The organism is Sabulicella rubraurantiaca, assembly GCF_017355885.1.
In the GTDB taxonomy this organism is placed as follows: domain Bacteria; phylum Pseudomonadota; class Alphaproteobacteria; order Acetobacterales; family Acetobacteraceae; genus Roseococcus; species Roseococcus rubraurantiacus.
In genome coordinates this window covers 73,912-85,304 of sequence record NZ_JAFEUU010000007.1, presented here as the reverse complement: position 1 = coordinate 85,304, position 11,393 = coordinate 73,912, and the positions used below count along the sequence as shown (strand labels likewise).

At 69.7% G+C, this 11,393-nt stretch carries 10 protein-coding genes; 7 read left to right on the top strand and 3 right to left on the bottom strand.

The window, feature by feature from the left end; genetic code table 11:
• Positions 1-6: 6 nt before the first annotated feature.
• On the bottom strand, positions 7-2,145 hold the full coding sequence (locus JTJ31_RS14090; RefSeq protein WP_207539354.1) for an EAL domain-containing response regulator: 2,139 nt from the start codon (positions 2,143-2,145) through the stop codon (positions 7-9).
• A gap of 154 nt (positions 2,146-2,299) precedes the next feature.
• Positions 2,300-2,551, bottom strand: a complete 252-nt coding sequence (locus JTJ31_RS14085; protein ID WP_207539353.1) for a hypothetical protein — start codon at positions 2,549-2,551, stop codon at positions 2,300-2,302.
• An 86-nt stretch (positions 2,552-2,637) separates the two neighbouring features.
• Here JTJ31_RS14085 and JTJ31_RS14080 point away from each other — a divergent pair, with 86 nt between their 5' ends.
• The 5 genes from JTJ31_RS14080 (at position 2,638) to JTJ31_RS14060 (ending at position 7,883) form a co-directional block, all read left to right on the top strand.
• A complete protein-coding gene (locus tag JTJ31_RS14080) occupies positions 2,638-4,335 on the top strand; it encodes an acyl-CoA dehydrogenase family protein (protein ID WP_207539352.1) in 1,698 nt (565 codons plus the stop codon).
• A gap of 52 nt (positions 4,336-4,387) precedes the next feature.
• Positions 4,388-5,230: an endonuclease/exonuclease/phosphatase family protein gene (locus tag JTJ31_RS14075; protein WP_207539351.1), complete on the top strand. Its 843-nt coding sequence runs from the start codon at positions 4,388-4,390 to the stop codon at positions 5,228-5,230.
• Positions 5,231-5,232: 2 nt separating this feature from the next.
• Positions 5,233-6,681: a phospholipase D family protein gene (locus JTJ31_RS14070; protein WP_207539350.1), complete on the top strand. Its 1,449-nt coding sequence runs from the start codon at positions 5,233-5,235 to the stop codon at positions 6,679-6,681.
• Between the two features lie 256 nt (positions 6,682-6,937).
• Positions 6,938-7,222 (top strand): hypothetical protein, encoded by a 285-nt coding sequence (locus JTJ31_RS14065; protein WP_207539349.1) that lies wholly within the window; start codon positions 6,938-6,940, stop codon positions 7,220-7,222.
• A gap of 52 nt (positions 7,223-7,274) precedes the next feature.
• Entirely contained in the window at positions 7,275-7,883 is a 609-nt protein-coding gene (locus JTJ31_RS14060; protein WP_328805743.1) for a cysteine hydrolase family protein, read from the top strand.
• Positions 7,884-7,889: 6 nt separating this feature from the next.
• Here JTJ31_RS14060 and JTJ31_RS14055 read toward each other — a convergent pair whose 3' ends face one another.
• Positions 7,890-8,876, bottom strand: a complete 987-nt coding sequence (locus tag JTJ31_RS14055) for a Bug family tripartite tricarboxylate transporter substrate binding protein (protein ID WP_207539348.1) — start codon at positions 8,874-8,876, stop codon at positions 7,890-7,892.
• A gap of 126 nt (positions 8,877-9,002) precedes the next feature.
• On the opposite strand from JTJ31_RS14055, the gene JTJ31_RS14050 reads away from it, so the two are divergent.
• Entirely contained in the window at positions 9,003-10,214 is a 1,212-nt protein-coding gene (locus tag JTJ31_RS14050) for a CaiB/BaiF CoA transferase family protein (protein WP_207539347.1), read from the top strand.
• A 3-nt stretch (positions 10,215-10,217) separates the two neighbouring features.
• Positions 10,218-11,384, top strand: a complete 1,167-nt coding sequence (locus JTJ31_RS14045; RefSeq protein ID WP_207539346.1) for an acyl-CoA dehydrogenase family protein — start codon at positions 10,218-10,220, stop codon at positions 11,382-11,384.
• Positions 11,385-11,393: the final 9 nt, after the last annotated feature.

Below are 11,393 nucleotides of genomic sequence, written 5' to 3'. Positions count from 1 at the left end.
GATCCCTCAGGCAGGCAACCGGCATGCCCGCGCCTCCGCCGCGCCGGGGTCCAGACGGTCCGCCGGAACGGGGCGACCAATGAAGAAGCCCTGCACCTCGTCGCAGCCCAGCGTCCGCAGCGCTTCGAGCTGCGCGCGATTCTCGACCCCCTCAGCGACGACTTCCATGCCCAGCTCATGCGCCAGGGAGATCACGGAACCGACGATCGCGGCGTCGGACCGGTCGCCGGGGAACAGCGCGATGAAGGACTGGTCGATCTTCAGCCGGTGGACCGGCAGCCGGCGGGCATAGAGCAGCGAGGAATAGCCGATGCCGAAATCGTCGATGGCGAGGCGCACGCCCAGGGAGCGCAGCTCGCTCAGCGTCTTCAGCACCGCCGCCTCGTCCTCGAACCGGTCCCGTTCCGTCAGCTCGATCTCCAGCAGCTCGGGCGCGAGCCCGGCCTCGGCCAGGGATTGTTCCACCAGTTCGAGCACGCCACCGCCACGGAACAGCGAGGGCGACAGATTCACCCCCACGCGGATGGGTCCGCCCGCGCGGCGCGACCACTCGGCGCCCTGCCGGCAGGCGGCATCAAGCACCCAGCGGGTGATCGGTGCCATCAGCCCGGTTTCCTCGGCGGTGGCGAGGAAGTGGCCCGGGTTCAGCAGGCCCCGCTCCGGATGCTGCCAGCGCAGCAGCGCCTCCGCCCCGGTCATCCGCCCGGTCCGGAGGCTGCACTGAGGCTGCCAGTGCAACTCGAACTCCCCGCGGGCCAGGGCGAGGCGCAGATCGCCCTCGACCTGGAGCGCCTCGCGCGCCGCGCGGTCCATATAGGACTCGAAGAAGCGGAACCCGCTCCGCCCTTCGGCCTTGGCGCGATACATGGCGAGGTCGGCGTTGCGGAGCAGTCCGTCCGCCCGGTCGCCGTCGTCCGGGAACAGGGTGATGCCGATCGAAGCCGAGGTGGAAACGGTGCGGCCCGGCAGCGCGAAGGGCTGCTCCAGCGCCGCCAGGAGCCGCCGCGCGAGCCCCTCCGCCTCCCGGGAACTGCTCATGCCGGGGCGGAGAACGGCAAATTCGTCCCCTCCGAGCCGGCAGATCATCGCCTCGTCGCCCACTGCCTCGGACAGGCGTAGCGCGACCTCGGTGAGGAGGCGGTCGCCGGCCTGATGGCCCAGCACGTCGTTGACGCCCTTGAACCGGTCGAGGTCGAGGAAGAGCAGAGCGAAGCGATGCTCGGGCCGGAGGCAGCTTTCCTCCAGCCGCTCCGCCAGGACGCTGCGATTGGCGAGGCCGGTCAGCGGGTCGTGCCGCGAGAGGAAGAGCAGCCGCTCCTCCGCTCGCTTGCGCTCCGTGATGTCCACCGAGGTGGTCAGGACAGCCGTCACCTCATCATCCGCATCCAGCAGCGGCGACTTGGTGGTGAGCAGGGTGCGGCGCGACCCGGCTGCGTCCAGCACGTCCTCCTCGAAGGATGGGATGGGGCGGGCGGTGCCGAAGACGCGCGCGTCGGCGGCGAGGCTCTGCGCCGCCCGCGCCTCGCCCACCATCCGCGACAGGGGATGGCCCACAAGCTCAGGGGCGGTGGCGTTGGCCTGCGCGGCCTGCCGCGCATTGACGAGGACGAGGCGCCCGGCCTTGTCGGTGGCGCTGATCAGCGCCGGTACGGTGTCGATCACCTGCCCCAGGGATTTCCGGCTCTCGCGGATCAAGGCGAGGCGCGACCGCTCGGAGGATTCCAGTTCGCGCGCCAGGTCCTGCGCCTCGTCGCGCAGGCGGACCTGGTGGCGGCGCAGGGCAAGCAGATTCCGGATCCGGCTGCGGAATTCGAAATGGTCCACCGGGGTGATCAGGAAGTCGGTCGCCCCGGAATCGAGGGCGCGCAACCGCGGCTCGGGGTCGTCATAGGCAGTGACGACCACGACGGGCACGTCGGCGCCATTGGGCTTGGCCCGGATGCGGGCCGCCACCTCAGCCCCGTCCATCTGCGGCATGCGGTAGTCGGTGATGACGAGATCGGGCCGGTTCTCGTCCATCCAATCGAGCATCTCGACCGGGTTGGAGAAAGGCATGACCTCGGCGCCCGCCTCGACCGAGGCAGCCAGTCGGGCGAGGATCCGGCGGTTGGTGCCTCGGTCGTCGAGGATAACGATCAGGGACATAGTGGAGCGACGGCTCTCCAGCGAGCGGATCCGGGATTGGCGGACACCTTTGGTGCCCTCGTGCCCCAAGTCAAATGCTGTTTCTACGGATATGGGGCCGTCTGGACCGCTCGGGGCGGTTAATTCCTGGAAATGAGACTGGGCGCCCGCTTTCTCAATAATGACGAGGCGCGCGGGGCTCGGACCAGGAGGGGCGCTCGCGCCACACCCCGGCGGCGGGGGTGTCGGCCGGCGGGGAGATGCCCAGCCGCTCGCCGGTACGCGCGCCCGCGGAATATGCCGCATCATTGAGCCGGCTCGCCGCATCCGTCACCGACAAGGGCGTGCCGCGGAAGGACATGCTGCCCGGATCGGCGCACCCGCCAAGCAGGGGCAGGAGGACGGCAAGGGCAAGGGTCGGGCGCATGGCTGGACAATGCCAGGGAAGGCGCAGCGGTTGAGGGGCGACGCCCTCTGGCGCAGGATGCGACCCTCGCCAGGGAGCATGTCCCGATGAACGTCGCCGCGCGGCCCGGGGAGATCCGGGCCATTCCCTCCGGCCCCTCGGCCGTGCCCGATGCCGCAGGCACCAATCTGTGGAGCGCCGACCCGGCCTTCGCCCGCCTCCTGCCGCTCTACCTACCAGCCGATCTGCTCGTGGTGCTGCGTCCGCATCTGGAGCGGCTGGGCGCCCTGGCCGGCGGCCGGCTGGATGCTCTGGCCGGCATGGCCGACCGCAACCCGCCGGAATTGCGCCACCGGACGAGGCGCGGCGAGGACAGCCAGTCCGTCGAGTACCACCCCGCCTACCGCGAGATGGAGGCCCTGGCCTTCGGCGAACTCGGCCTCGCGGCCATGAGCCACCGCGCCGGGGTCTTCGGCTGGCCCGCCCCTCTACCCCCGGCCGCGAAATACGCCTTCACCTTCCTCTTCGCGCAGGCGGAGTTCGGCCTGCTCTGCCCCGTCAACATGACGGACAGCCTGACCCGCACCCTGCGGAAATTCGGCGATCCTGCCCTGGTCGAGCGCTACCTGCCCGTCCTGGCCTCGCAGGACATGGACGCGCTGCACCAGGGCGCGATGTTCATGACCGAACAGGGCGCCGGCTCGGACATCAGCGCCACCGCCGTCCTGGCCGAGCCGCAGCCGGATGGAAGCTGGGCGCTGCACGGCGACAAGTGGTTCTGCTCCAACCCCGATGCGGAGCTGGCGATGGTGCTGGCCCGGCGCGTGGATGGCGGGCCAGGGATGCGCGGCGTCTCGCTCTTCCTCCTGCCCCGGACCCTGCCGGACGGCACGCCCAACCGGCACCGCATCGTCCGGCTGAAGGACAAGCTCGGCACGCGCTCCATGGCCTCGGGCGAGGTGACGCTGAACGGCGCCACCGCTTGGCTGGTCGGCGAGCCCGAGGCCGGGTTCCGCCAGATGGCGGACATGGTGAACTCCTCGCGCCTGTCCAATGGCGTGCGCGCCGCCGGGATGATGCGCCGCGCAGTGACGGAAGCGCTGTTCGTGGCGCGGCACCGCGTCGCCTTCGGCCGCCGCCTCGTCGAGATGCCGCTGATGCGGCGTCAGCTCACCAAGATGCTGATGCGTGCGGAACAGGCCCGCGCCATGGTGTTCCAGACCGCCGAGGTGCTGCGCCGCTCCGATTCCGGGGAGGAGGGCGCCTATGCCCTGCTGCGCATCCTCACTCCGCTGGTGAAGTTCCGCGCCTGCCGTGACGCAAGGCAGGTCACGGGTGACGCGATGGAGGTGCGGGGCGGCTGCGGCTACATCGAGGAATGGCCGGAAGCCCGCCTGCTGCGCGACGCCCATCTCGGCTCGATCTGGGAGGGGACCAGCAACATCGTCGCGCTGGACGTGCTGCGCGCCGCCTCGCGGGAAAACTCGCTGCCGGCGCTGGAGGCGCATCTGCGCGGGCTGCTGGGCAACGGCGCCGCGCTGCCCGAGGCGCTGCCGGCGCTGAACCGCGCCATCGCCCTGGCCGGACGGGCCGGGGAGGATCCGGCGCTTGCTCGCCAGGCGGCCTCGGCGCTTTATCACCTCACCTCCGCCGCCGTGATGGCCTGGGAAGCGGAGCGCATCGGGAACGTCCATCGCGCCGCCCTGGCGCGGATGGTGCTGCGCCATCGCATCTTGCCCCGCGACCCGCTGGGGGCGGAGGACCCGGATGCCGCCGGCCTCGGAGATTTGCTGGAGGCGGCCTGACCATCGGACGGCGAAACCTTGCCGCGCCTTGGCGGCTTGGGGAATGGCAGGGATGCAGGCACGTGCCCCAGCCCCATCTTCCAGTTCCGCGTTGCTCCTTTCGAATGTCGAGGACCCCGAGCCGCATGACACCGACCTGCCCCCGCCGCCGATGAGTCTGCTGACCATCGCCTCCTACAACGTCCACAAATGCGTGGGCACGGATCGCCGCTTCAGCCCGGCGCGCGTCACCGAGGTGATCGCGGAGCTGGGTGCTGACCTGTTGGCGCTGCAGGAGGTGGACCGGCGCTTCGGCCGCCGCATCGGTCTGCTGGACATGGTGGAGCTTGAGCGGCGGACCGGATTGCGCCACGTCCCGCTCTCCATGATCCCGCAGGGCCAGGGCTGGCACGGCAACGCCCTGCTGTTCCGCGAGGGCGAGGTAACGAGTATTCGCCGCCTCTCCCTCCCGGGCGGCGAGCCGCGCGGCGCCGCATCAGTGGAGTTGCGTCTGCGCGGGGTCCGGCTGCGCGTGGTGGCGACGCATTTCGGCCTGCTGAAGCAGCACCGCCTCCAGCAATGCGGCGCCATCCTGGAGCTGCTGGCGCAGGAGGATTTGCCGACCCTCATCCTGGGCGACCTGAATGAATGGCGGGTGGGGCGGCGCTCTTCGCTGCTGCCGCTGCACCAGAGCCTCCGATGCAGCCAGTTCAGTCCGGCGACCTTTCCGAGCCGCCTGCCGCTGCTGCCGCTGGACCGGATCCTCGGGTGGCCGCGCGGGCTGGTGCGCGACCTGGAAGCGCATGAATCCGCCCTTGCCCGCGTCGCGTCGGACCACCTGCCCCTGAAGGCGCAGCTGGATCTCGAAGTGGCGGCCGTGCATGGCGGCACCGGGCTCGTCCCGCGGGCGGCCTGACCGTGTCGCACCCGGCTCCCCTCCCCGAGACCTGCGCGGCGGAGCCGGCGCCGGGCCACACCCATGTCTCGGTGCTGCGGACCGGGCTGATGGCCTTCGCCGCCCGGGTGAAGGCGGCGCGTGGGGCCGAAACGCAGCTGGACCTCCTTTACTATATCTGGCGCAATGACCTGACCGGGCGCCTGCTGGCGCGCGAGGTGCTGCGCGTGGCCGAGCGCGGCGTACGCGTCCGTCTGCTGCTGGACGATATGTACGCCATCGGGCGGGAGCGTCACCTTGCCGCGCTGGACGCACACCCGCGGATCGAGGTGCGGCTGTTCAACGCGACGCGCTGGCGCCGCCTTGGCGTTCCCGGCCTCCTGCTGGAGATGCTGCTGGGCGGCTGGCACCTGAACCGGCGCATGCACAACAAGGCATGGCTGGTGGATGGGCGCGTCGCCATCTGTGGCGGGCGCAACATCGGCGACGAGTATTTCGACGCGGGCGGGGATTTTACCTTCAGCGATCTCGACCTCGCCCTCGCGGGGGCGGCCGCCGCGCAAGCCCAGACCGTGTTCGACCAGTACTGGAATCACGAGCTCGCCCGCAGGGTGACGGAGGTGACGCAAGCGCCCTTCCGCCTGCGCGGTGGGCTGCGCGGCCTCGCCGCCCGGCTGGATGCTGCCTGCGCCCTTCCCGCCGCCAAACCCTATTACGATGAGTTGGCCGCCGACCCGGAGGTGGCGCGTGTCCTTTCCGACGCGGAGGAACGCGCCGGCCCGCTGGTCGCTGGCGACGCGATCCGGGTGGTGGCCGACCCACCGGACAAGGCGCTGGGTCAGGCCGGCGAGGAGGATTGCGTTTCCCACGGCATCCTCGCACTCCTGCGCGGCGCGCGGGAGGAGGTGCTGCTGATCTCACCCTATTTCGTCCCTGGCGAGGAGGGAGCGCTGGTGCTGGAGGGGCTGGCGCAGCAGGGGGTCCGCATTTCCGTCATCACCAACTCCCTCGCCGCGACGGATGTCGTGGCGGTGCATGGCGGCTATTCGCGCTACCGCGCCCGGTTGCTGCGCGCCGGCATCGCGCTGCACGAGCTGAAGGCCTCCGGCACGGAGGGGGCAAGCGTCTTCGGGTCGCGCGGGGCGAGCCTGCACACCAAGGCATTGCTGGTGGATGGGGAGCGCGCCTTTGTCGGCTCCTTCAACCTCGATCCGCGCTCCATCGCCCTCAACACCGAGATGGGCGTGATGATCCGCCACCCCGACGTGGCGCGGGAACTTCGTGCCGAGCATGCACGCCTCGCCGGCCCTGCTTGGAGCTGGAAGGTGACGCTCGATGAGAGCGAAAACCTGCTCTGGTCCTCCGAGCAGGAGGGCGCGCCCGTGCATCTGCGCGCCGAGCCAAGCGCCTCGCTGCGGCGCCGCTTCCTCGCTGGGCTGGTGCGCCTGCTCCCGGTGGAATCGCAGCTCTAGACGCCGCGCCATCACTCCGGCCTCCTTTGCGAGGGGAGCATCAAAGCTGCTGGCTCATTGGAGGAAACCTGCCCCTCGCCAGGGAATTGCTCCTTCATCAATGGAAGGAACACGAACATGCTGAAAGGTGGCCTGCTTTGGCTTCTCGGCATTCCCTTGCCGATCATCCTCATCCTTTGGCTGGTGGGCGTGTTCTGACAGAAGCGCCGCCGCGTTCCGGCGCGGGCGGCGATGCCAGCATACGGAAGGATTCCCCATGCCCGAGAAGCATCCGAACACCAAGCGTTGGGGCGGCCCGGGCGCGAGCCATGAGGACGCGTCCAAGCCCATGCCCGAGCCGGGATCGGCCCATCCGGAGGGGGCCGCGAGCACCAATCCGCGCGTAAGCCAGCGCTCCGGAGGGGGCGGCGAGCGGGACGAGAAGCACTCCCACGTGGATGAGATGCGCAGCTCGAAGTCGCACGCGACGGACAATGCCAGCCCGACCACGACACGCGAATACCGCGAGAACACGCCACGCAAGTCCAAGGATACAGACTGAGCAAAGCGCCGGCCCCGGTTCGCCGGGGCCGCGACCTCGATAGGGAGGAAGGGTGAGCAAGGACGGGCTGCGGCACGGCGCGCTGGGCGCGAGCTGCGTGCATCTCTGCGTGGATATGCAGAATCTTTTCACCGGCGGCACAGATTGGGACACGCCCTGGATGAAGCGCGTTCTGCCCGTGGTGGAACGCGTCACCGCCGCCTTCCCGGAGCGGACGGTCTTCACGCGCTTCATCCCCGCCTCGCGTCCCGAGGAGGGCGAAGGCACATGGGCACGCTACTGGGAGCGCTGGGCCTCCATGACGCTGGAGCAGCTTCCCGAAAGTGCGACCGATCTCCTCCCTTCCCTCGCCCGCTTCACCCCGCCGGCCGAGGTAGTGGACAAGCGCTTCTACTCCCCCTGGTACGACACGGACCTCCACACGCGCCTGAAACAGCGCGGCGTGGACACGCTGATCATCACGGGGGCGGAGACGGATGTCTGCGTCCTGGCCGCCGTGCTCGGCGCGGTGGATCGCGGCTACCGCATCATCGTGCCGACCGACGCGCTCTGCTCATCCTCCGACCTCACCCATGACGCGCTCCTCACCCTCTACCGCGAGCGCTATGGCCAGCAGATCGAGACGGCGCTTTCAGAAGAGGTGGTGGCGGCGTGGCGCTAGGGATCCTCAGTCCACGCTGATATTGGCGGAGCGGACCAGGGCCGCATGGCGTTCGATCTCGCTCGCCAGGAAGCGCTCCAGATTTTCGGGCGAGCCGCCCGCGGCGCCATCGGCGATCTCCAGCCCCTGCTGCAGCAGCCATTCGCGGCCCGGGCTGTCCAGGATCTCGTTCACCGCCGTGTTGACCGCCTGGATCACCGGGCGCGGCGTGCCCTTGGGTGCGAGCCAGCCGAACCACGTCCCCATCACCACGGCGGGATAGCCCTGCTCGGCCGCTGTCGGCACATCGGGCAGGACGGCGCTGCGCGTCTCGGACAGCACGGCCAGCACCCGGATCTCGCCAGAGCGGCTGAGCGGGACGGACCCTGGCGCGCCGAGGAACATGGCGCTGAGCCGCCCGCCGATCACATCCGCCACCGCCGCAGACGGCGAGCTATAGGGAACATGGGTGAGCTGCGTGCCCGTCGCCGCGGCCAGCATGGCCCCCGCGAGGTGCATAGAGCTGCCGCTGCCGGTGGAGCCATAGCTGGCCTCGCCCGGCCTGGCGCGGGCCATCGCCACGAATTCCGCAAGGTTCCGCACCGGCGAGTTGCGCCCCACCACCAGCGCATTCGGAATGGAGCCGAAGCGCGCGATGGGATCGAAGTCGCGCTGCGAGTGGAAGGACAGGTCGCGATACAAGGCGAGGTTGGTGGCGAGCGGCCCGGCCCAGGAGAAGAGCAGCGTGTGCCCATCCGCCGGGGCGCGGGCCGCTGCCGCCATGCCCACATTGCCTGAAGCGCCAGGCCGGTTCTCGATCACGAAGGGCTGGCCGAAGCGGCGGGAGAATTCCTGACCGCAGAACCTCGCGATCGGGTCCGAGGAGCCACCGCCGGCGGCTGGGACGATGATCCTCACCGCCTGACGCGGCCATGCGGGCTGCGCCAGAGCCGGTGCCGCCAGCCCGGTTGCCGCCATGGCGAGCAGGCCTCGCCGGTCCATCCGAAAGGTCATGCTCGTTTCCTCCCCTGGCCTTGCCCGGCCACGTTTGCGGCGGTGATTTTTCCTGTCTATGATTTCTTTGTCCACACCCATGAACAAGGCGGATGCCAAGTGCCGCCCCAGGGGGAAACTCTGCTAATGGCTGGTCCGCTCGCGGGGGTCCGCGTCCTCGACCTCACGACCACGCTGATGGGACCCTACGCGACCCAGACCCTCGCCGAAATGGGCGCCGAGGTGGTGAAGGTGGAGCCGCCGGAAGGCGACATCGTCCGCCGCATCGGGCCAGCACGGAATGCCGGCATGGGGCCGATCTTTCTCAACACCAATCGCGGCAAGCGCAGCCTCGTCCTCGACCTGAAGAGGCCCGAGGGGCGCGAAGCGGCTCTCCGCCTCGCTGCTCGCTCGGACGTGCTGGTCTACAGCCTGCGGCCGCATTCGATGGAGCGCCTCGGCCTCGGATACGAGACCGTTGCGCGGGTGAATCCGCGCCTGGTCTATGCGGGCGTCTATGGATACGCGCAGGAGGGCCCCTATGCCGCCCGCCCCGCCTATGACGACCTGCTGCAAGGCGCGACGGGCGTGGCGGCGCTGAATGCGCGCATCGGCGACGGGACGCCGCGCTACGTGCCGCTCGGCCTCGTGGACCGGATCGTGGGGCTCGCGGCCTCGGGCGCCATCAGCGCCGCGCTGCTGTACCGGGAGCGCACGGGAGTGGGGCAGCGCGTGGACGTGCCGATGTTCGAGACGATGCTGCCCTTCGTGCTGGGCGACCATATGGGTGGGTTGGCCTTCGACCCGCCGCTCGATGCCGGCGGCTATGCGCGCATGCTCTCGCCGGGGCGCCGCCCCTACCGCACGCGCGACGGATGGATCTGCGCCGTGGTGTACACGGACAAGCACTGGCGCAGCTTCTGCGCGGGGCTCGGCATGGCGGACCTCGTCTCTACCGACCCGCGCTTTGCCGATCACGGCGCGCGCATCGCCCATATCGACGAGATCCTCGCCATGGTGTCGGAGATCATGGCGCAGCGCGACACGGCGGAGTGGATGGAGTTCTTCGAGAAGGCCGACATTCCCGCCATGCCAGTGAACGACCTCGCAGACCTGCTCGATGACCCGCATCTGCGCGAGACCGGCTTCTTCGAGATGGAGGAACACCCGACGGAGGGCAGGCTGCGCCGCACGGGCATCGGCCCGCGCTGGTCCGCGAGTCCCGCTGGTGAGCGGGGCCCCGCGCCGGTTCTGGGTGCCGATGGGGCGGAAGTGCTGCGCGAGGCGGGGTATGAGGAGGCGGAGATCAGGCGCCTCGCGGAACTGGGCGTGACGCGCCTGCCGAAGACAGGGGAATAAGGAATGGATTTCGAGCTTTCCGCCGACCAGCGCGCGATCCGCGACGCCGTCACGGCGATCTGCGACCGCTTCGACGATTCCTACTGGCTGGAAAAGGACCGCCACGGCGGCTTCCCGCACGATTTCCACGCCGCCATCGCGGAGGCCGGCTTCCTCGGCATCTGCATTCCCGAAGCCCATGGCGGCTCCGGCCTCGGCATCACCGAGGCGGCGATCATGATGGAGGCCATCGCGGCCTCGGGCGGCGGCATGTCCGCCGCGACGGCGGTGCATATCAACATCTTCGGGCTGAACCCCGTGGTGGTCTTCGGCAGCGAAGAGCAGAAGAAGCGCTTCCTGCCACCGCTGGCCGCCGGGAAGGAGAAGGCCTGCTTCGGCGTGACGGAGCCGACCACCGGCCTCGACACCACGCGGCTCAAGACCCGCGCCGTCCGCAAGGGCGACCGCTATGTGGTGGACGGGCAGAAGGTCTGGATCAGCACGGCGCAGGTGGCAGACCGCATCCTGCTCCTCGCGCGCACCACGCCGATCGAGGAGACGCGATCCCCCGCCGATGGACTCTCGCTCTTCTACACCACGCTGGACCGCAGCCGCGCCAGCGTGCGCGAGATCGAGAAGATGGGCCGCAAGGCCGTGGATTCGAACGAGATCTTCTTCGAGAAGTACGAGGTCCCGGCCGAGGATCTGATCGGCGAGGAAGGCAAGGGCTTCCGCTACATCCTGCATGGGCTGAACCCGGAGCGCGTGCTGCTGGCCGCCGAGGCGGTCGGGCTGGGCCGGGCCGCGCTGAACAAGGCGGCGACCTATGCCAAGGAGCGCGTGGTGTTCGGGCGTCCCATCGGCAAGAACCAATCCGTGCAGCACCCGCTGGCGCAGGATTGGATGGCGCTGGAAGCGGCGTGGATGATGACGCTCAATGCCGGCTGGCGCTACGACCAGGGGCTGGAATGCGGCGCCCAGGCCAATGCCGCCAAGTACCTGTCGGGCGAGGCGGGCATCAAGGCGTGCCAGAACGCCATCATGACGCATGGTGGCTTCGGCTATGCCCGCGAATACCACGTGGAGCGCTACCTGCGCGAAGCCATGATCCCCTGGATCGCCCCGGTCAGCCCGAACATGATCTGCTCCTACATCGCCGAGCGGGTGCTCGGCCTGCCCAAGAGCTACTAGGGCGGAAGC

Bases quoted from the DNA above. Each gene is read 5' to 3' on its own strand.
- JTJ31_RS14080 (WP_207539352.1), top strand. From the start codon at position 2,638: ATGAACGTCGCCGCGCGGCCCGGGGAGATCCGGGCCATTCCCTCCGGC.
- JTJ31_RS14090 (WP_207539354.1), bottom strand. From the start codon at position 2,145: ATGTCCCTGATCGTTATCCTCGACGACCGAGGCACCAACCGCCGGATC.
- JTJ31_RS14085 (WP_207539353.1), bottom strand. From the start codon at position 2,551: ATGCGCCCGACCCTTGCCCTTGCCGTCCTCCTGCCCCTGCTTGGCGGG.
- JTJ31_RS14050 (WP_207539347.1), top strand. From the start codon at position 9,003: ATGGCTGGTCCGCTCGCGGGGGTCCGCGTCCTCGACCTCACGACCACG.
- JTJ31_RS14075 (WP_207539351.1), top strand. From the start codon at position 4,388: ATGCAGGCACGTGCCCCAGCCCCATCTTCCAGTTCCGCGTTGCTCCTT.
- JTJ31_RS14045 (WP_207539346.1), top strand. From the start codon at position 10,218: ATGGATTTCGAGCTTTCCGCCGACCAGCGCGCGATCCGCGACGCCGTC.
- JTJ31_RS14055 (WP_207539348.1), bottom strand. From the start codon at position 8,876: ATGACCTTTCGGATGGACCGGCGAGGCCTGCTCGCCATGGCGGCAACC.
- JTJ31_RS14065 (WP_207539349.1), top strand. From the start codon at position 6,938: ATGCCCGAGAAGCATCCGAACACCAAGCGTTGGGGCGGCCCGGGCGCG.